Raw genomic sequence first — 19,889 nt, 5'->3', positions numbered from 1 at the left:
CCTGGGCCCGGTGCGCTTTATCTTTGAATGTCCAACGGTCACACCTGAATCGCCTTTACTTCGACGAATTCGTTGAGCCCTTCTTCCCCCCACTCACGTCCATTACCCGATTGTTTGTAGCCACCGAACGGCGCCTGATAGTTGAACGCTGCGCCATTGAGGAAACACTGGCCGGCGCGCAGTTGCCGCCCCAGCTCCAACGCCCGCTCTTTGCTGCCGGCCCAGACGCCGCTGGACAGGCCGAATGGCGAGTCGTTGGCGATCTCGATCGCCTGCGCCTCGTCTTCGTAAGGGATCAGGCATAGCACCGGGCCGAAGATTTCTTCCTGGGCGATACGCATGCGGTTGTCGACGTCGGCAAACAGCGTCGGGCTGACGTAGTAGCCGCGCTCGAAGTCCGGCGTCGCGTCGCCGCCGCACAGCAGTCGTGCACCCTCTTCCTGGCCGATCCTGATGTAGTCGAGCACGGTGCGACGTTGCCCGGCGGAGCACATCGGGCCGAGGAAACTCTGCGGATCCAGCGGATCGCCCATCTTCAGGCTCAGGGTTTCCTGCAGCGCGATCTCCACCGCTTCGGCATAACGGCTGGCTGGCAGCAGCATGCGGGTCAAGGCGGTGCAGGTCTGGCCGGAGTTGATCATCACGTCCTGTACGCCGTAGCGCACCGCCGCATCCAGATCGGCATCTTCGGCAATCAGCAGCGCCGACTTGCCGCCCAGTTCCAGGCACACGCGTTTCACCGAAGGTGCAGCCGCCTGGGACACCCGCACGCCGGCGCCGGTGGACCCGGTGAACGACACCATGTCCACGTCCGGGTGCTTGGCCAGGGCTTCGCCGACTTTCGAACCCGGACCACTGACCAGGTTGAACACTCCCGCAGGTAGGCCGATGTCTTCGATCATCTGCGCCAGCAAAAACGCGTGCAGCGGCGTGTCCTGGCTCGGCTTGACCACCACCGTGCAACCGGCCGCCAGTGCCGGGGCGAGCTTGCCGATCAACTGGTGCAGCGGGTAGTTCCACGGGTTGATGAACGCACATACACCCACCGCTTCGCGGATGACCAGCGAATTGCCGACTTCCCGCACTTCGTCCATCAAGCCCGCGAGTTCGACGTATTGCTCCAGACCAACGATCGGCCCGTCCACCTGTACCGAACGCGACCATTGCACCGGCATCCCCAGCTCGGTGGTGATCACCGCCGCCATTTCATCGGCGCGGGCTTTCAGTTGCTCAACCAGCGCGCGGATGTAACCGGCGCGCACACTGGAAGGCGTACGCGACCAGGACGCGAAGGCCTTGCGCGCGGCCGCCACGGCGTTGTCGACATCGCGCTCATCGCCCAGCGGCACGCTGCCGGCGACTTCTTCGGTGGCCGGGTTGATCACCTCGGCGACACCCTGGCCCGACGGGGTTTGCCAGCGGCCATCGATAAACAGTGACTTGTAATCAAGCATCAACTTCAGCCTCCATCAGTTCCTGGGCGCAACGGGCGATACGCTGGCAGGCATCGCGCAAGGGCGCGGCACCTACCACCAGCCCAAGGCGGATATGACCGGCAGCGCTCGGGCCGAAGGCTTCACCGGCCAGCACCGAGACGCCATGGCGATCGAGCAAGCGATCGGCAAAGGCCTGGGCGCTGAGCCCGGTTTCGCGAATATCGACCATCACGAACATGCCGCCGTCGGGTTTCAACGCGCGCACACCGGGGCAATCGGCCAGGCTTTCGCAGACCAGATCACGGCGCTGGCGATAGGCTTCGCGCATGGCGTCCAGTTCCGGCAATTGCGCTTGCAGGGCCACCACGGCGGCGTCCTGGATGAAGTCCGGCGAGCCATAGAGCATGCACAGCGCGAGGTTTTCCAGATGCGCGGACAGCGATGGCGGCGCCACCACCCAGCCGACGCGCCAACCGGTCATGGCGTGGGATTTGGACAGGCTGTTGAGAGTCGCGGTGCGCTCGGCCATGCCCGGCAGGCTCGCCGGGCTGACGTGTTCGCCGTCGAACAGCAGCTCGCTGTAGACCTCATCGGAAATCAGCCACAGGTCATGGGCGATGCAAATTTCGGCCAGTGCCTGCCAGGTGCTGCGCGGCAGGCTGGCGCCCGACGGGTTGTGCGGACTGTTCAGGGCCAGGGCGCGGGTACGCGGGGTGATGCGCGCGGCGACATCCTCGGGCAGAACACGGAAACCGTTTTCCGAACGCACCGGCACCGGCACCACTACTGCGCCGCAGGCACCGAATACGGCTTCGTAGGTGACGTACATCGGCTCGGCGACGATCACTTCATCGCCGGGATTGAGCACACACTGGGCCACGCTGAACAGCGCGCACTGGGCGCCGGCCAGCACCGTCACTTCATCGGCTGACACTTGTTGACCACTGCGTTGCTGATGGCGCTTGGCGATGGCTTCGCGCAAGGCACGCTTGCCGCGCACCTCGGCGTAGTGGGTGTTGCCGGACAACAGGCTGTCGATGGCACCCTGCACGATGGGCTGCGGGGTATCGAAATCCGGGTCGCCCACCGACAGCAGCAAGATGTCCTTGCCCTGCTCCATCATGGCCAGAGCGCGGTAGTGAATATCCCAGGCAGCGGCGCCGTCGCCGGCGATGCGTTGGGTCAGATCGGAAAAGCGCATGGCCTTCCTCCTAATGAATACGATCCTGTAGGAGCGAGCCTGCTCGCGATGAAATCGATGGCACCGCGTACCTTCAGACAGCACGCGTCATCGTTGACGTCCATCGCGAGCAGGCTCGCTCCTACATCAATGGGCACAGGCGTGCTTGAGTTCGATCAAGGTCACACCGTTGCGCTTGAAGCCATGGCGCAGGTCGGTTTGCAGCTCGGCCAGACTTTGCGGCTGGTTCACCGTGCAACCGAAGGCACGACCCAAGGCAGCGAAGTCCGGGTTGCGCGGCAGCACGCCAATCGGCTCGATGTCCAGGCCAAGCATGTCGTCGCGGATCTGCCCCAGGGCGTCGTTGTTCCACAGCAGCACCACCAGCGGGCTGTCCAGTTCCTCGACCGCCGTCGCCAGTTCCTGCGCGGTGTAGAGGAAACCGCCGTCACCCACCAGTACCAGGCCGGGACGCTGCGGCGCGCCGAACTTGGCGCCGATCCCGGCAGGCAGGCCGTAGCCGAGGGTGCCGTAGCCGGTCGGGTGCAACCAGCTGCGGGTGGCCTGGTTGGCGAAGGCGTAGTTGCCGGTGTAGGCCAGTTGGGTCATGTCGGTGCTGATGAAGGCATCGGCGGGCAGTTCGGCGGCGATGCGTTGCAGGATCGCCTGGTGGATCGACTGCAATGGACCATGACCGGCCTGAATCGCTTCGCGCAATGCAGCGACCTTGGCGATGGCTGCTTCGGCGTTGCGTACATCTTTTGGAAGCCGTTCCAGCAAGGCCGCCAGCGTCTGTTGCGCATCGCCTTGCAACGCCACGACGCAGGGATAGAAGTCGTTGAACTTGCGCGGATCGATGTCCACTCGCAGCACTTCGCCGGTGAGTGGCAGGCGCTCGCGCCAGTAATCGGTGTCGGCCATTTCCGTGCCGACCGCCAGCACCACATCGGCCTCGGCGATCAGGTTCCAGCCTGGTTCCACGCACAGCGACGAACCGGCATTCAACGGCGCGTCCGGTGGCAGCAGGCCTTTGCCGGCGACGCTGGTGAACAACGGCGCGGCCAGACGGGTGCTCAGTTCCTGCAACTGGGAGGTTGCATTCAAGGCACCGCCACCGGCGATGATCATCGGCCGTTTGGCGCCCTGCAGTTTGGCCACGGCTTCGTCCAGTACGCTGGCGGCAGGCGTGCCACGCCCCGGACGGCGCACGACTTCGTTGCTCCAGTCGCGGGCGACCGGTGCCGCCAGCACGTCCAGCGGCACGGAAATGTGTACCGGGCGCGGACGTTCGCTGTCGAATACCGCATAGGCACGGGCAACCAGTTCCGGCAGGTCTTCAGCGGTCAGGGCCACCGCCGAGAACGCAGTGATCGGCGCGGTCAGGCCTTGCTGATCCTGGCATTCGTGGAGGATGCCCCAGCCCTTGCCGAGGCTCGCGGTGTGGTTGACGCTGGAAATCACCAGCATCGGAATCGAGTCGGCGTAGGCCTGGCCGATACCGGTGGCGGCGTTGGTCACGCCGGGGCCGGTGATAACGAAGCACACGCCGGGTTTGCCGCTGACGCGCGCATAGCCGTCGGCCATGAAGCTGGCGCCCTGCTCATGCCGAGTCAACACGTGGCGAATGCCGCTGCCGGGCAAGCCGCGATACAGCTCCAGGGTGTGTACGCCGGGAATGCCGAACACGGTGTCGACGCCGTAGTTGGCCAGCAGGCGCACCAGCGCCTGGCCACCGGTCAAGGTTTTTGCTTGCATGTTCAGGTCCTCATTCATGGCCAAGGCGAATCAGCGCGTCGACCGCGGTCGTGCCATCGGCGCCGACCAACAATGGGTTCACATCCAGTTCCAGCAACTGCGCGGCGTTTTCGCAGGCGTAGTCGGCCACGGCGCGGATGGCGGTGACCAGCGAGTCCAGATCCGCCGCCGCACGGCCACGGAAGCCTTGCAGCAGTGCGGCGCTGCGCAGGCTCAGCAAGGCCTGGCGAATCGCTCCGTCGGTGGTCGGCAGCAACAGGCTGCGACTGTCCTTGAGCAATTCCACCAGAATGCCGCCCGCTCCGATCACCAGGGCCAGACCAAAATCGTTTTCGCGCTTGATGCCGACGATCAGTTCGGCTAGCGGTGGCTTGGCCATCGGTTCCAGCAGCAGTTGATCGAACGGCACCTGCGGTGCGTAGGCCTTGATGCTGGCACGCATGGTTTCCAGCGCGGCGCTCAGGGCGTTGTCGTCCTTGAGGTTCAAGGCCACGGCCCCGGCTTCGGTCTTGTGCGGCAGCTCTGCGCTGACCGCCTTGAGGACCAGCGGATAACCGAGCTTTTGCGCGTCCTTGAGTGCGTTGGCCGGCGAGCTCAACACGCTGTTTGGCGTTGGCAGGCCGAACTGACGCAGGGCCTGTTTGGAATCCCATTCGTTGAGCAACCGGCCTTCGCCTTCCAGCGCCTGCGGGCACAGCGGCACCAGTGCCGATTCGCCGAGGGCCAGCAAGGCCTGACGATTCCGCTGGTAACCGGCGATGCGACCCCAGGCGGCCAGGCCGTCTTCGACGCCCTGCAACGCCGCCACGCCCTGGGCATGCAGACGCTCACGGGCGTGGGGTGGCAGCAGTTCCGGGAAAGCCGAGGTGACGAAACCGGTCTTGCCATGACGCTCCAGCGCCTTGCAGTAAAGGTCGAGCAACAGGTCGCATTCCTTGCGCTCGCCGGTGAATTCCGCCGGGTAGTCGAGCACCAGCATCGCCGCGTCCGCTTCGGTGCGCAGGGCACTGTCGAGCATGCGGTTCAGCGCTTCGCCGTCGCCCCAGATCGCCGTGGTGAAGTCCAGCGGGTTGACCAGGTTGGCGTAGCTGGGCAGGACTTGCGCCAACTCGCCGACCTGACCTTGGTCGAGTTTGGGCAGCGCCAGTTCATTGCGTTCGGAGTAATCGGCAATCAAACCGGCGTCGCCACCGGAACAGGCCAGCGCGATCAGGCTGTTGCCTTTAGGCAGATTGCCGCAAGCGGCGGCTTTCAGGGTTTCGACGAAGCTCACCGGACCACTGACGCGGATCACGCCGAGGCGGTCGAACAGCGCGTCGTACAGCGCATCGGAGCCGGACAACGAACTGGTGTGACTCAGGGCCAGTTCGGCACCGATCTGCGACACGCCGGTTTTCAGGGCAATGATCGGGATGCCCTTTTCCAGCGCCTTGTGCGCGGCACGGGCGAAACCCGGTACGTTCTTCAGGCCTTCCAGGTGCAGACCGATGGCGGTGACCCGAGGTTCGTCGAGTAGCACGTCCATCAGTTCGGCCACGCCCAGTTGCGCCTGGTTGCCCACCGAGGCCATGTAGGCCACCGGCAGCGACCGGTCGCTCATGGACAGGTTGTAGGCGAAGTTGCCGCTCTGGGTCAGCACCGCCACGCCCTTCTCCACTGCCTTGCCGCCATGGGCCACCGGCCACAGCGCGGAGCTGTGCAGGTAGTCCAACAGGCCGTAGCAGTTGGGGCCGAGCAAGGCCATGTCGCCAGCCGCTTCCAGCAACTGGCGTTGCAGGGCCTGGCCTTCGGCACCGACCTCGGCGAAACCCGAGGCGTAGCAGATGGCACCGCCGGTGCCGATGGCGGAAAGTTCGGCGACGCAGGTCAGGGTTAGCTCACGGTTGGTGGCGATGAACACCGCATCCGGCCCGCAAGGCAAGTCGGCAATGCTGCGCACACAAGGCACGCCTTCGAGGCTGTCGTTTTGCGGGTTGACCAGCCACATTTGCCCCTGGTAACCGCCTTCGCCACAGCGCTTGAGGGCGCGGGCCATGCTGCGGCCGCCGACGAACGCGACGTGGCGCGGCGCGAGCATGCGTTTGAGGTTGTCACGAATCGATTGCGACATGGGAATTCTCCGGGGCGATCAGCGCAGCAGCGGCCGCAGCAGTTCGCGGGAAATGATGTGGCGCTGGATTTCAGAGGTGCCTTCCCAGATCCGTTCGATCCGCGCGTTGCGCCAGATGCGCTCCACCGGACCTTCGTCCATTAGGCCCATGCCGCCGAAAATCTGCACCGCCTCATCGGCCGCGCGCCCCAGCACTTCACTGGCGAACAGCTTGGCCATGCCGGCCTCGCCGTCGGTCATGGTGCCCTGGTCCATTTTCCAGGCGGTGTGCAGGGTCAGCAGTTCGGCGGCGCGGATTTGCGTGGCCATGTCCGCCAATTTGAACGACACGCCTTGATAGGTGCCGATCGGCTGACCGAATTGCTTGCGGTCCGCCGCCCATTGCAGCGACACGTCCAGCGCCCGTTGTGCCTGGCCGACGCAGTTGGCGGCGACCATCACCCGGCCTGCGGTCAGCCAGGCGTTGGCCACGTCCCAGCCCTTGCCGACTTCGCCCAGTACTTTGGAGGCCGGTACGCGGCAGTCGTCGAAGAACATTTCGAAGGTGTGGTAGCCACGGTTGCTCACGCACTTAGGTCCACGGCGAATGGTCATGCCCGGGGTGTTGCGATCCACCAGGAATGAGGTCACGGCGTTGCGCTTCTTGCCGTTGTGCTCGTAGGTATCAGTCACGGCGAAGACGATGGCGAAATCGGCGTGGCCGGCATGGCTGATGAAATGCTTGCTGCCGTTGAGGATGAAGTCGTCACCGTCACGCACGGCGCGGGTCTTGATCGCGTTGGCATCGGAACCGGCGCCCGGCTCGGTGAGGGCGAAGCAGTCGATCTTCTCGCCCTGGATGCACGGCAGCAGGTAGTCGTTGATCTGGTCGCCCTTGCAGGCCATGAGGATTTTCGACGGCCGCGCGACGAACACATGCAGGGCCCAGGAGACTTTGGACAGTTCACGTTCGATCAGCGCCTGGGACAGGTAGTCCAGACCGCCACCGCCGACCTCCTCCGGCATGTTGAAGGCGTAGAAACCGGCGGCGATCGCCTTGCCGCGAATCTGTGCTGCCAGCTCCGGGGAGACTTCATCGGCGCGATCGACCTGGTCTTCATAAGGCAGCAGTTCCTTCTCGACAAAACTGCGTACCGCGTCCACCAACATTTCTTGTTCTTGGGTCAGTTGGAAATTCATGGTGCTACCTGTTGTTCGTGTGCTGATAGAGGGTTGAGTCGAGGCTATGTGCCGAAGCTAAGTGCCAAAACTTAGCGACCGACAAAGCGTGGCGCGCGTTTTTCCATGGCGGCGCGCAGGGCTTCGCTGCCGTCTTCACTTCGACCGCACAGCAGGCCGGCGGCGAGTTCCGCTTGCAGTTGCTCGGGCAGGCTGCGGTCGGCGCCTTCGCGCATCAGCTTTTTGGTCTGGGCAAAGGCGAAGGTCGGGCCGGCGGCCAGGCGTGCGGCAAGTTCGTTGGTGACGGTCAGCAATTGATCGTCAGGGCAGACTTCACCGACCAGACCGGCGGCCAGGGCACGGTCGGCACCCCACAATTCGTCGAGGAACAACAGGCGTTTGGCCTGCTCGGTGCCGATCAGGCGTGGCAGGTGCCAGCTGGCGCCGGCGTCCGGCGAGTAGGCCATGCTGGTGTAGCCGGCCTTGAAGCGTGCCGACTGACCGGCGATGCGCAGATCGCAGCACAGGGTCAGGTCCAAGCCCGCGCCGACGGCAGTGCCGTTGATGGCGGCGATGGTCGGTTTTTCCAGGCTGTGCAGGCGGGTCATCAGGGCATGGGCGGTTTCGGTCCAGCCGTAGGTTTCCAGGGCGCCACGGGCTTCGGCTTCGGCCCACTCGTCGAGGTCGGCCCCGGCGCAGAAGCTGCGGCCGCTGCCGGTCAGCACCACGACGCGAACGGCTGCATCGGCGTTGTAGGCGTCGAGCAGTTCGTGGATTTTTTTCAGCGTCGGGATATCCAGCGCGTTGCGCTGGGCGGTGCGATTGAGGGTGATCCAGGCAACGCCTGCTTCGACCTGACTGAGCAGCGAATCGTGAGTAGTCATGCGAGTCCTCGAATTATTGTGATTGGTCTGAGGTGTTGCGACTTGAGGCAATACTAAACGAGTGTTCAGTAAGGCGGCAATTGGTGGAGAAATAGGCTGTAACAGACCGATAAAATGTATATCTAATTGTTTTTTATAGATTTTTTATCGACGAATGATTTTTGCTCGTCGAGTCTGTTACAACTTCGAACAACTGCCGACAGCCGGTTGCATCCCCCCCTGTAGGAGCGAGCATGCTCGCGATGGACGCCAACGAAAACGCGGGTTGCCTGATGCCCCTCGGTGCCTGTGGCACCATCGCGAGCAGGCTCGCTCCTACAGGAAGCCGAGAAACAACTGTGGGAGCGAGCTTGCTCGCGATGGCGGCGTGACATTCAACATCGCTGTCGACTGTCAGACCGCTATCGCGAGCAAGCTCGCTCCCACAGGGGGTATTGCCGGATTTAAAGGGAATCAGGCGCTCGGCAGGCTTGGTGCCAACACCTCTTCACGCTTGCGATGGAACAAGAAGTACGCGCCATAACACAGCGCAATGAAGCCAAAGCCCCAGTACAGCGACGGCCGTTGGGTCTCATCCAGTGCCAGGAACACGAAGAGCGAGCAGCACAGGGTGATGCACATCAGCGGCAGCACCGGGAACCACGGGGCGCGGTATTTCAGGTCGCTGAGTTTGCCGCCATCACGCAGATAGGCCTTGCGGAACTTGTACTGGGCCAGGGCGATGACAATCCAGGTCACGGTGCCGGACATGCCGCTCACCGCCATCAGCACCATGAACAGCGTGTCGGCGGCGACGAAGCTGGTCATCAGCGATACCAATGCGAAGCACAGGGTGATGCTCAGGGCGCGCAACGGCACGCCACGCTTGCTCAATGGCGACAGGCTTTTCGGCGCCATGCCGGTTTTCGACATCGCCCAGAGGATGCGGGTCGAGGCGTACAGGCCGGAGTTGCCCACCGACAGAATCGCGGTGAGGATCACGAAGTTCATCAGGTCGGCGGCATAGGGAATGCCGACCATGTCGAACACCTGCACGAACGGACTTTCCATCAGCCCCGCCTGCTGCCACGGCACGATGGCCGACAGCACGACAATCGCCAGCACGTAGAAAATCAGCACGCGGAACACCACGTTGCGCACGGCGCGGGGGATGCTCTTTTCCGGCTGATCGGTTTCACCGGCGGCCACGCCCATGATCTCGCAGCCCTGGAAGGCGTAGACCACGGTCATCATCACCGCGAACACTGCCGACAGGCCGTTGGGGAACAGTGAATCGCCGATCAGGTTGTTCGCCATCGGCGCAGGCGCCCCATTGGTAAGCGGCATCACCCCGAAGATCACCAGCACGCCAACCACGATGAAGCCGAGAATCGCCGCCACCTTGATCCCGGAGAACCAGTATTCCGCCTCACCGAACGCGCGGGTCGCCAGGGCGTTGATGCCGAACAGCACCACCACGAACAGCGCCGACCAGTACCAGATCGGCACTGCCGGGAACCAACGGGTCATCAGCATGCCGGCGGCGGTGAACTCCAGGCCGACGGTGGTGGCCCAGCTCATCCAGTACACCCAGCCGATCATGAAACCGGTGGCCGGACCGATGAATTTGGTGGCGTGGGTCTGGAACGAGCCGGACACCGGCATCTGCACCGACAACTCGCCCAGGCAGACCATCACCAGGTACATCAGAAAACCGGCGACCAGGTACGCCAGGATCGCCCCCAGCGGGCCGCCCTGATTGATCGTCACGCCGGAGCCCATGAACAGCCCGGTGCCAATCACGCCGCCCAGGGACAGCATGAAAATGTGCCGGCTTTTCAGGGCGCGGGTCAGTTGGATGCCTTTGCGATCAGTGTTTTCGTTCATGTCGGCACCTCAGCATTCAATGAGGTGCATGGCGCATGACAGGACGTCACGGCGCGGGGAAGGATCAGCTTTACGGCGGTTCATTATTATTATCTCCAATAAGCTTCGAAGACCGCGCTGCGGCGGTTGCGTCGATTATTGGAAAGCCATGTAAGGCCCTGTTGTACGTAAAGATCAAAGATGTAAAAAGTCGTAACAACCTTGTACACATTTCCCTGTGGGAGCAAAGCTTGCTCGCGATGGCGTCAGGTCAGTCAGCATTCATGTTGAATGTGCCGACCTCATCGCGGGCAAGCCTTGCTCCCACAAATTTTGTACCCACCGCAAATTTTGTTTACGACACTCACCTGTGGGAGCCCCCCCCACAATTGATTTCGGTGTGCCTGGAATCATCCTCCCAGCAGGTCTTGCAGGATTTGCAACGCCCGCTGCATTTGCGCGTGAACGGTCGGTGCCAGTTCACGAATCGCTGATTCTTCATTACCCAGTGCCGCCGTTTCCAACTGGCGCATGACCGCCGCCAACCCACTGAACCCCAACGAATCACTGCTGCCCGCCAATCGATGCGCCAATTGCGCAACCTCCGTGCAATCGTCAGCCCCGATCGCTTCATCCAGCGCGTCGCGATGCTGAAGGATCGAATCGCGCAGAACCGTCAACAAGCCTTGAACCTTCTGCTCGCCGAGCAGGGTGCGATGGGTTTGCAGCAGCTGCCAATCCATGCTCCCGCCCGCTTGCAGCGGCTCTTTGACCGCGACCTGCCCCGCCAGAACCTGACGCAGGCTTTCCAGCTTCAGCGGCTTGGCGAGGATGCCGTCCATGCCCGCATCCAGGTACCCGCGAACCAGGGCCGGCTGGACGCTGGCGGTGAGCGCGATCATTGGCGTCTGGCGATTCGGTCCGTCGCTGCTGCGCAGCCGGCTGCACAACTCGACCCCACTCATGCCCGGCAGGTGCACATCCAGCAGGATCAGATCGAAGGTGCGCCCGGCGCATTGCTCCAGTGCCTGTTCGGCGTCGACCGCCAGCCACACCCTATGCCCGTCCCGTTGCAGCAGTCCCTCGGCCACTTCGCGGTTGAGCGCCACATCCTCGACCACCAGAATGTCCAGCGCCGCACCCGGTGTACTGACCATGGTTTCGTCGCTGGTATCGCTGGCCGGCTGCAAGGTCAGTTCGAACCAGAAACAACTGCCTTGCCCGACTTCGCTGCTGACCCCGATGCGGCCACCCATGTATTCCACCAGGTGTTTGCAAATCGCCAGCCCCAGCCCGGTGCCGCCAAAGCGCTGGGCGATTTCTTCGCTGGCCTGAGTGAAACGCTCGAAAATCTTCGCCTGCATCTGCGGCGAGATACCAATGCCGTTGTCCACGACGCTGATCCGCAAGTGCTGCCCGCCCTGTCCATCGGCCTGGTTGAGCAATGCCACCTCGACACTGACTTCGCCGTCTTCGGTGAACTTGATTGCATTGGCCAGCAGGTTGCTGAGGATCTGCCGCAGGAATTGCTCGGCACCGTGGTGACGCGCCGCCAATCGCTCATCGACTCGGCACAGCAGGAGGGTCTGGTTGCTCAGCGCCTTGGGCTCGAGCAGGGTCAGCACTTCGTCGAGCAATTGGCGGATCGAGAAATCCACCGGTTCCGGCAGGCTCGCGCCCTCCTCTAACTTCGCGAAAAACAACACTTCGTTGAGGATACTCAGCAAACCTTCACCGGCCTTGTGCAAGGCATCCAGACGCTTGCTGTCCTGCTGATTGAGGCTCGCACCGCGCAACAACTCGGCCATGCCGAGAATGCCGTTGAGCGGCGTGCGCAACTCGTGGCTCATGGTGGCGAGGAATCGCGACTTGGCCTGGTTGGCCGCTTCGGCTTCTTCCTTGGCGCGCATCAGGCTGGCGGTGCGTCGCTCGACCTTGCGCTGCAGTTCATCGCGGTTGTCCTGCAGGGCCAGTCGATCGCTTTCGCGGCGGTCGATGTCGCTGAGGATCGCCCGGCGCATGTCGTCCAGCGCATCGGCGACCGTGTCGATTTCATCTCGCTGCGCGCTGCGCCTCTTGTACAGGCGCAACGGCTCGTGCCATTCACCTGCGGCAATGCGCCGGGCAAATTCGGCCATGACTTGCAGGTGCCGGGTGACCAGGCGATAGAACAGGCCCGACAACGCCACCGCCAGCCCACAGAGGAATGCGCCCATCCACAGCAGGCTGGTCAAACCGCTGGCGTACAGACGCTGATAAACCGCGCCCAGATCGGTGCTGACTTCAAGCTCGCCAAGGTGACGCAGCGGCCCGGAAGGCGGCTGATAGTCGAGGGCAAAGCGCTCAATGCGCAACGGCCCGACGGGCTCCGGATTGCCCTGCAAAAGATCGTAATCGGCACTGGTCAGGTGCACCCGCGCCACGTCGGAAAAATCCACCAGGCCGCGCAATTGCACGTTCAACTGCTCCTGGTTCAAGTCCCACAAGCTGCGCTCCAGACTCGCCAGATAGCCGGCGCGGATCAGCTCCATGCGCGAATCGATGTCGCGCATTTCCCGGCGATATTCGATGTACAACTGCACGCTGCTGGCGAGCACGGTGAAACACAGGCTGAACAACAGAATGAACAGCAACAGGCGCCGCAGCAGGCCGCCGGGACGGGCGTTGATCATCGGGCATCCGCCGGCAGGTTGATCATGTCGCGGTAGGTCACTTCGCTTTCATTGAGCAGGCGTTCGATATCGCCGGCATCGACCATGCGTTGCAGTTGCGCGTTGATGTCAGGCATGCGTATGGCCAAGGGCGAAAGACGCGAAACGGCAACCCGCAGGTAGTCAACGCTCAGGGCATTGGGCAAGGCGACGATGTCTTGCGCGCCGGGCAGGTTTTCCACGTACAGCTGGCCGGTGCGACGCTCCTGGGTGATGAAATCGATACGCCCGCGGATCAGCTTGCCGAAGTTCTGCCGGCTTTCCGCAACCCATTCGATATTGTTGTTTTGCGCCACCAGGCGATCGAATTCCGGGCCGTAGCTTTCACCGAACAACAAGCCGCCACGGTAATGGGCGAGGTCTTCGAGCCGCTCGAATTTCACCGGGTGCTGGCGATTGATGAACAACGCCACTTCTTCACGCAACACCGGCACCGTGGAAAACAGCAGGCTGCGCGCACGCTCCGCGCTGCTGTAGGCCAGCACCACATCGACCCGACCTTCGGCGGCATCGAGCAGGCAGCGCTTCCAGTTGCCCAGCACGACGATCTCGACCTCGTAGCCCAGTTCGCCAAACAGTTTTTTCACCACGCTCGGCGCCAGGCCACGGACCTGCTTGCCGTCGCTCCAGGAAACCGGCGGATAGACCGGGTAATCGCAGTAGCGCACTTTCTCCAGCGCCAGCGCCTGATGGCTGGCGAGCAGCGCCAGCATCAGCCAAAGCAGTCGCATCATGCCGCCAGGCTGGCGGTGAATAGGTAACCGGCGCCATGGATGGTGATGATCAATTGCGGTTCGGCGGGATCGTCGTGCAACTTGCGCCGCAAGCGGCCCACCAGCACGTCGATGGAGCGGTCGTTGGGCACCCATTCGCGGTTACGGATCTGGTCCATCAACTGATCGCGACTGAGGGTGTGGCCGCTGTTGCGCAGGAACACGCTGAGCAGCTGGTATTCGCCGTGGGTCAGCAGGGTTTCACCGCCCGCCGGGTCGATCAGGCGGCGACGGTCGGTATCCAGCGCCCAATCGGCGAACTGTTTGACCGGTTTGGACACCGCCGCCACCGGCTGCGGCGATTGCGCATGGCGAACCCGGCGAATCAGGTTCTTCGCCCGGGACACCAGTTCCCGTGGATTGAGGGGTTTGATCACGTAGTCATCGGCGCCGCATTCAAGGCCGACGATGCGGTCGACTTCATCGTTGCGCCCGGTGATCAGGATGATCCCCACTTCCGAACGCACCCGCAGTTCGCGGGTCAGGGTCAGGCCGTCCTTGCCCGGCAGGCGGATATCGAGCATGACCAGATCCACGGCCTGGCTGGCGAGGAAGGTTTCGGCCAGTTCCGCCGTGGCGGCGCAATGAACTTCGTAGCCTTCCTGGGACAGGTAGGCGTGCAACAGATCGCGAATCAGCGGATCGTCATCGACGATCAGTACCCGAGGCGTCATTACTGGATGTCCTGCACAGGCCCGAAGGCGTATTTCTTATTAGAGTGTTTTGTTACATGTGCGCCAGAGAGTATCCATAGCTGAACAGTCGATCAACAGCTGCTCGTCTGCACGCTACGCCTTGATTGAAAATCGCTGGCGACCACCGGCCTGCAAACCGTCGACCCAGGCCTCGCAAATCTGGATGCCCTGCTCCGGGGTAAAGGTGCCGGGGTTCAGGCCCGACTCCAGCCACAGGCCGTCGAGCAAGGCGCTGAGGCTGATCGCCGCCAGATCGGCGTCGAAATGTTCCCAGCCTTCTTCCTGCGCCAGCTCCGTCAACACCTTGCGCAGGATGGCGCGGTACTCGCCGTAGGAATGATCGTGCGCCTGGTTGATCGCCTCGGCGGTCTTCACCGCGCCCCAGAACGCCAGCCAGGCATCGATCAGTTGCGGGTCGAGCAGTTCGGCAGAGAACGAACCGCGGAAAAACGCCGACAGCCGCTCGCGGGCATTGGGTGCCGCCTGTTCCATGGCGTCGCGCAGCAGGGTCATGACCCGGTTGGTGATCGACATGTACGCCTCGGCCACCAATTCGTCCTTGCCGGAATAGTGATGGCTGATCAGCCCGACCGACACACCGGCCTCGGCAGAAATCTTGCGGATCGAAGCGCCCTGGAAGCCATGCCGCTTGAGGCACACCAGCGTCGCCTCGATCAGATTGGCCTTGCGCAACTCCGGTTCCATGCGGGAAAAACGGGCTTCCTGATTCATGGCGACACGCTCCTGGATTCAGTCATGGGGCTCGCGTTTTGCTGGCGAGCTGAACGACTGTACAGCAAGAATCCCTGCAGGAGCGAGCCTGCTCGCGATGAGCCGGCAGCTTCGACATCTTCATTGGCTGACACACCGCCATCGCGGGCAAGCCTTGCTCCTACAGGACCGAGTCGGATGAAAGTTTTGCAAACGACCGAAATCTGTAGGAGCAAGGCTTGCCCGCGATGGCGTCAGCCGATTCGACACAGGTCCAGGATCAATCCCGATACCCCGGCGCCACCCGCTCCAGCATCCGCAACAACGCCGCCCAGGCCAGTTGCATGGCATCCGGATCAGCCAACTCACCCTCCTCCAGCGGCCGTCCCGGATCATTGAACTGCCGTTCGGTGTGCTCGCACACCTCAGCCGGCGGCAATACCAGCTCCCCCGCAGCTTGCGCCGCCAGCTGAATTTCACAGGCCTTTTCCAGGTAATACATGCGCAGGAACGCCTGGCTCACTGTCTCGCCCACGGTCAGCAACCCATGGTTGCGCAACATCAACACCGGCTTGTCACCCATGTCCGCCACCAGCCGCTGCTGCTCGCTCATGTCCAGCGCCACGCCCTCGTAGTCGTGGTAGGCAACCTTGCCGTAGAACTCCATGGAAATCTGGTTCACCGGCAACAACCCGCACTTCAAGGCAGCGACTGCGCAACCGGATTTGGTGTGGGTATGCAGCACACATTGCGCGTCTTCACGGGCGCCGTGGATCGCACTGTGGATCACGAAGCCGGCCGGATTGACCGGATACGGCGACGGCTCAACCGCCTGCCCGTTCAAGTCGATCTTCACCAGGTTCGACGCGGTGATCTCATCGAACATCAGCCCATAAGGGTTGATCAGAAAATGATGCTCCGGCCCCGGCAGACGCACGGAAATGTGAGTGAAGATCAGGTCGGTCATGCGGAAATGCGCAATCAGGCGGTAACAGGCGGCCAGTTCTTCGCGCAGGCGCTGTTCAGTGGTGCTGCGCGCAGGCACGGCAGTCAGGTCATTCATTGTTGTGGTTCTCCAGGCAATTCGGCTGGCAGACAGTACGGCTGGACGTGCTCCGACGTCCAGCCGCCGTCGTTTACTTGCTGGCCCAGGCGTTGAAGCGTTCTTCCAGTTCTTCGCCATGGTCAACCCAGAAGCCGACGTTCATCGACAGCGCACCCTTGAGGTTCTGCGGTGCGGTGGGCACCCACTTGGCCAGTTTGTCGTCCAGTTGCGCGGCGGCCAGGGTGTTGGTCGGCCCGTAAGGAATCAGGTTCACGTAGTTGACCTGGTTATCCGGCTGATTGGTAAACGCGATGAAGCGCTTGGCCTGATCCACATGTTTGGAGCCCTTGATGATCGCCCAGTAATCCATGCCGTACAGACTGCCGGGCCACACCAGCCCAAGGTGGCTGCCTTTTTGCGCGGCGTCGGCAATGCGTCCGCTGTAGGTCGAGGTCATCACCACGTCGCCCGACATCAGCCATTGAGGAGGTTGCGCGCCCGCCTCCCACCACTGGATGTTGGGCTTGAGTTCGGTCAGTTTGGCGAACGCGCGGTCCACGCCTTGCGGGGTGGCGAGTACCTTGTAGACGTCTTCGGTTTTCACTCCGTCGGCCAGCAAGGCGAATTCCAGGTTGTACACCGCGCGCTTGCGCAGCCCACGCTTGCCGGGGGTTTTCTTCACGTCCCAGAAATCGGCCCAGGAGGTCGGGGCTTGCGCCAGTTTGTCGGTGTCGTAGGCAATCGCCACGCTCCAGACCATGGCCGCCGATCCACATTCCTGTGCCGCTTCGGGAATCAACTGCTCGGCACGCCCCAGCCGCTTCCAGTCAAGGCGCTCGTACATGCCTTCTTCGCACCCGCGCATCAGGTCCGGGCCTTCGATCTGCACCACGTCCCAGTCGACGTTGCCGGTGTCGACCATCACTTTGATCCTGGCCATCTCACCGTTGTATTCGGCCTGCATGACCTTGCTTTGATCCAGCGTGGCGAACGGCTGGAAGAACGCCGCGTCGAGGGCTTTCTGCCCGGCCCCGCCGTATCCGACCACCACCATGTCCGATCCTGCCTGAGCGTTGCCAAGCCCTAAGGCCATGGACAGCATCAAGGGATAAAAACCGTGCTTGAGCATTCGCGATTTCATCGAAGGTTCCTCTTGCAGGTACCGCCCCGACTGACATCGGAATGGTCCTTTTTATTGTTGTGAGGTGCGGCCCGGGAGCGGGCTCGGAATGAAACTACTGCAAGCCATAGTAAAAAAACAAGTTGATTTTTTACTGCTGGTAAATTTCTATAGAACAATAATAACAACGCCGAAACCTGTGACCCCTGTAGGAGCGAGCCTGCTCGCGATGGACGTTAACGAAAACACGGGCTGTCTGATTCCCATCGGTGCCCGGACCACCATCGCGAGCATGCTCGCTCCTACAGGGGCCAGCCTGTCTGGAGTAGCCGCACCATGTCGACACCCGCCTTCGCGCACCTGTTCGAACCCTTGCAGATCCGTGGCAAGCGCCTGAAAAACCGCATCATGTCCAGCGGCCACGACACCTCGATGCCCACCGACAACCTGGTCAACGAACAGTTGATCGCCTATCACCGCGCACGCGCCGAAGGCGGTGCCGGGTTGATCGTGCTGCAAGTGGCGGGTGTGCATGACAGTGCCCGCTACACCTCCCACGTGCTGATGGCCACCGACGACGCCTGCATCGACGGCTACCGGAAAATCGCCGACACCTGCCATGCCCACGGCACCGTGGTGCTGTCCCAGGTGTTCCATCCGGGGCGGGAAATCATGGAGTCCAGCGACGGCTTGCTGGCGGTCGCCTACTCCGCCTCGGCAGTGCCGAACGAGCGCTTTCGGGTGATGCCACGGGCGCTGGATCAAGGAATGATCGACGAGATCGTCGAAGGCTACGCCGCAGCCGCTCGGCGCCTGCACGAGGCCGGGATTGACGGTGTGGAAGTGGTGGCCAGCCACGGCTATCTGCCGGCGCAGTTCATCAACCCACGGGTCAACCGCCGCACCGATGGCTACAACGGTGATCTGGAACAGCGCCTGCGTTTCCTGCGCGAAGTCATCGCCGCGATTCGTGCCAGCACCGACGAAGACTTCATCGTCGGCCTGCGCATTTCCGCCGACGAGCGCGACCCTGAAGGCCTGACCGAAGACGAATCCCTGGCCGCCGTGCAATCGCTGCAGGCACAACTGGATTACGTGCACATCGTCGCCGGCACCTCGGCGTCCCTCGGTGGCGCGGTGCACATCGTGCCGCCGATGGCCATCGAAGCGGCATATCTGGCCAGGGAAGGCGGCACGTTCAAGGCCAGTCTGGACATTCCGTTGTTCGTCACCGGGCGCATCAACCAGCCCCAGGAGGCCGAGCTGATGATCGCCCGTGGCCAGGCCGATGTCTGCGGCATGACCCGTGCGCTGATCTGCGACCCGCAAATGCCCAACAAGACCGACACCGGCCATGTCGAAGACGTGCGCGCCTGCATCGCCTGCAACCAGGCGTGCATCGGGCACTTCCACAAGGGACTGCCGATTTCCTGTATCCAGGCCCCGGAAACCGGGCGCGAACTGATCTTCGGCCAGCGTCAGGCGGCAAAGACGCGCAAGCGCGTCATGATCGCCGGCGGTGGCCCCGCCGGCATGAAAGCCGCTGCGGTGGCGGCGCAACACGGGCACGAGGTGACGCTGTACGAAGCCAGCTCGCAACTCGGCGGCCAGGTCTTGCTCGCGCAATTGCTGCCACGGCGCAGCGAGTTCGGCGGCGCCAGCACCAACCTGCAACGGGAAATGGAACTGGCCGGGGTGCGCGTGGTGCGCAACACCCGGGTCGACCGCGCCCTGGTGGAGCAGGAAAAACCCGACGTGGTGATCGTCGCGACCGGCGCCGAGCCCTACTGGCCGCACTTCGAACGCGGCGGTGAATTGCAGGTGGTGGATGCCTGGCAGGTGCTGCGTGACGAGGTGAAGATCGGCCGGTCGGTGGTGGTGGTGGACTGGCGCTGCGACTGGATCGGCCCCGGCATCGCCGAACGCCTGACCCGCGCCGGGCATCAGGTGCAGTTGGCGGTCAATGGCACCCATTGCGGGGAAAACCTGCCGCTGTATGTGCGCGATCAACTGGCCGGCGAGCTGCACAAACTGGCTATCCCGATCACCCCTTACGCGCGGCTGTACGGTTGCGATGACAACACCGTCTACCTGCAACACACCGCCAGCGGCGAAGCGATGCTGATGGAAAACATCGACACGCTGGTGCTGTGCCAGGGTCATCAGCCGGTGGATACCCTGGGTGATGAATTGAAAGGCCTGGTGGAATTTCGGCGCATCGGCGACTGCCTGGCGCCGCGCACGGCCGAAGAAGCGATTTATGAAGGGCTGAAAGTCGCGTGGGAGCTTTGAGGCTGTTTATACTCCGGGGCCTTGACGGCTAACACCACCCCTGTAGGAGCGAGCATGCTCGCGATGAACCCGAGAACACCGCTGGGTGTCAGGCTTCCCGCGTCATCGTTGGCGACCATCGCGAGCATGCTCGCTCCTACAAGGGATTTGCGCCACTCCCCCGGTTCGGAAATG

At 62.8% G+C, this 19,889-nt stretch carries 14 protein-coding genes; 1 reads left to right on the top strand and 13 read right to left on the bottom strand.

Going from position 1 to position 19,889, the window contains the following annotated elements; translation table 11 throughout:
• Positions 1–38 precede the first annotated feature (38 nt).
• The 13 genes from DKY63_RS02670 to DKY63_RS02605 all read right to left on the bottom strand — a co-directional run bounded on the left by DKY63_RS02670 (position 39) and on the right by DKY63_RS02605 (position 17,444).
• Positions 39–1,454 carry an aldehyde dehydrogenase family protein gene (locus tag DKY63_RS02670; protein WP_110962692.1) on the bottom strand — a complete coding sequence of 472 codons (1,416 nt, stop codon included), beginning with the start codon at positions 1,452–1,454 and terminating at the stop codon, positions 39–41.
• Positions 1,447–2,637, bottom strand: a complete 1,191-nt coding sequence (locus DKY63_RS02665) for a pyridoxal phosphate-dependent aminotransferase (RefSeq protein WP_110962691.1) — start codon at positions 2,635–2,637, stop codon at positions 1,447–1,449. Before DKY63_RS02665 ends, DKY63_RS02670 begins: the two co-directional genes overlap by 8 nt.
• Before the next feature lie 126 nt (positions 2,638–2,763).
• Positions 2,764–4,371 (bottom strand): 5-guanidino-2-oxopentanoate decarboxylase, encoded by a 1,608-nt coding sequence (locus tag DKY63_RS02660; protein WP_110962690.1) that lies wholly within the window; start codon positions 4,369–4,371, stop codon positions 2,764–2,766.
• 10 nt (positions 4,372–4,381) lie between these two features.
• Positions 4,382–6,481, bottom strand: coding sequence for an acetate--CoA ligase family protein (locus DKY63_RS02655; protein WP_110962689.1), 2,100 nt, complete (start codon positions 6,479–6,481; stop codon positions 4,382–4,384).
• Positions 6,482–6,499: 18 nt separating this feature from the next.
• Entirely contained in the window at positions 6,500–7,660 is a 1,161-nt protein-coding gene (locus DKY63_RS02650) for an acyl-CoA dehydrogenase family protein (protein ID WP_110962688.1), read from the bottom strand.
• Between the two features lie 71 nt (positions 7,661–7,731).
• Positions 7,732–8,523, bottom strand: coding sequence for an enoyl-CoA hydratase/isomerase family protein (locus DKY63_RS02645; protein WP_110962687.1), 792 nt, complete (start codon positions 8,521–8,523; stop codon positions 7,732–7,734).
• A 453-nt stretch (positions 8,524–8,976) separates the two neighbouring features.
• A complete protein-coding gene (locus DKY63_RS02640) occupies positions 8,977–10,389 on the bottom strand; it encodes an amino acid permease (protein ID WP_110962686.1) in 1,413 nt (470 codons plus the stop codon).
• A gap of 389 nt (positions 10,390–10,778) precedes the next feature.
• A complete protein-coding gene (locus tag DKY63_RS02630; protein ID WP_110962684.1) occupies positions 10,779–13,040 on the bottom strand; it encodes an ATP-binding protein in 2,262 nt (753 codons plus the stop codon).
• Positions 13,037–13,813, bottom strand: a complete 777-nt coding sequence (locus DKY63_RS02625; RefSeq protein WP_110962683.1) for a substrate-binding periplasmic protein — start codon at positions 13,811–13,813, stop codon at positions 13,037–13,039. Before DKY63_RS02625 ends, DKY63_RS02630 begins: the two co-directional genes overlap by 4 nt.
• Positions 13,810–14,526, bottom strand: coding sequence for a response regulator (locus tag DKY63_RS02620; RefSeq protein WP_110962682.1), 717 nt, complete (start codon positions 14,524–14,526; stop codon positions 13,810–13,812). The genes DKY63_RS02625 and DKY63_RS02620 overlap by 4 nt, the downstream gene beginning before the upstream one ends.
• A 114-nt stretch (positions 14,527–14,640) precedes the next feature.
• Positions 14,641–15,279, bottom strand: a complete 639-nt coding sequence (locus DKY63_RS02615; protein WP_110962681.1) for a TetR family transcriptional regulator C-terminal domain-containing protein — start codon at positions 15,277–15,279, stop codon at positions 14,641–14,643.
• A gap of 259 nt (positions 15,280–15,538) precedes the next feature.
• On the bottom strand, positions 15,539–16,321 hold the full coding sequence (locus DKY63_RS02610; protein ID WP_110962680.1) for a class II aldolase/adducin family protein: 783 nt from the start codon (positions 16,319–16,321) through the stop codon (positions 15,539–15,541).
• Positions 16,322–16,394: 73 nt separating this feature from the next.
• Positions 16,395–17,444: an ABC transporter substrate-binding protein gene (locus DKY63_RS02605; RefSeq protein ID WP_110962679.1), complete on the bottom strand. Its 1,050-nt coding sequence runs from the start codon at positions 17,442–17,444 to the stop codon at positions 16,395–16,397.
• Between the two features lie 315 nt (positions 17,445–17,759).
• Here DKY63_RS02605 and DKY63_RS02595 point away from each other — a divergent pair, with 315 nt between their 5' ends.
• Positions 17,760–19,715 carry an FAD-dependent oxidoreductase gene (locus DKY63_RS02595; RefSeq protein ID WP_110962677.1) on the top strand — a complete coding sequence of 652 codons (1,956 nt, stop codon included), beginning with the start codon at positions 17,760–17,762 and terminating at the stop codon, positions 19,713–19,715.
• Positions 19,716–19,889 lie beyond the last annotated feature (174 nt).

The organism is Pseudomonas putida, from assembly GCF_003228315.1.
Taxonomy (GTDB): Bacteria; Pseudomonadota; Gammaproteobacteria; order Pseudomonadales; family Pseudomonadaceae; genus Aquipseudomonas; species Aquipseudomonas putida_S.
This window is presented reverse-complemented; position numbering and strand designations above follow the sequence as displayed.

Excerpts from the sequence above, each read along its gene's own strand:
- DKY63_RS02660 (WP_110962690.1), bottom strand. The coding sequence starts at position 4,371 with ATGCAAGCAAAAACCTTGACCGGTGGCCAGGCGCTGGTGCGCCTGCTG.
- DKY63_RS02655 (WP_110962689.1), bottom strand. The coding sequence starts at position 6,481 with ATGTCGCAATCGATTCGTGACAACCTCAAACGCATGCTCGCGCCGCGC.
- DKY63_RS02625 (WP_110962683.1), bottom strand. The coding sequence starts at position 13,813 with ATGATGCGACTGCTTTGGCTGATGCTGGCGCTGCTCGCCAGCCATCAG.
- DKY63_RS02640 (WP_110962686.1), bottom strand. The coding sequence starts at position 10,389 with ATGAACGAAAACACTGATCGCAAAGGCATCCAACTGACCCGCGCCCTG.
- DKY63_RS02645 (WP_110962687.1), bottom strand. The coding sequence starts at position 8,523 with ATGACTACTCACGATTCGCTGCTCAGTCAGGTCGAAGCAGGCGTTGCC.
- DKY63_RS02630 (WP_110962684.1), bottom strand. The coding sequence starts at position 13,040 with ATGATCAACGCCCGTCCCGGCGGCCTGCTGCGGCGCCTGTTGCTGTTC.
- DKY63_RS02605 (WP_110962679.1), bottom strand. The coding sequence starts at position 17,444 with ATGAAATCGCGAATGCTCAAGCACGGTTTTTATCCCTTGATGCTGTCC.
- DKY63_RS02615 (WP_110962681.1), bottom strand. The coding sequence starts at position 15,279 with ATGAATCAGGAAGCCCGTTTTTCCCGCATGGAACCGGAGTTGCGCAAG.
- DKY63_RS02620 (WP_110962682.1), bottom strand. The coding sequence starts at position 14,526 with ATGACGCCTCGGGTACTGATCGTCGATGACGATCCGCTGATTCGCGAT.
- DKY63_RS02665 (WP_110962691.1), bottom strand. The coding sequence starts at position 2,637 with ATGCGCTTTTCCGATCTGACCCAACGCATCGCCGGCGACGGCGCCGCT.
- DKY63_RS02595 (WP_110962677.1), top strand. The coding sequence starts at position 17,760 with ATGTCGACACCCGCCTTCGCGCACCTGTTCGAACCCTTGCAGATCCGT.
- DKY63_RS02670 (WP_110962692.1), bottom strand. The coding sequence starts at position 1,454 with ATGCTTGATTACAAGTCACTGTTTATCGATGGCCGCTGGCAAACCCCG.
- DKY63_RS02610 (WP_110962680.1), bottom strand. The coding sequence starts at position 16,321 with ATGAATGACCTGACTGCCGTGCCTGCGCGCAGCACCACTGAACAGCGC.
- DKY63_RS02650 (WP_110962688.1), bottom strand. The coding sequence starts at position 7,660 with ATGAATTTCCAACTGACCCAAGAACAAGAAATGTTGGTGGACGCGGTA.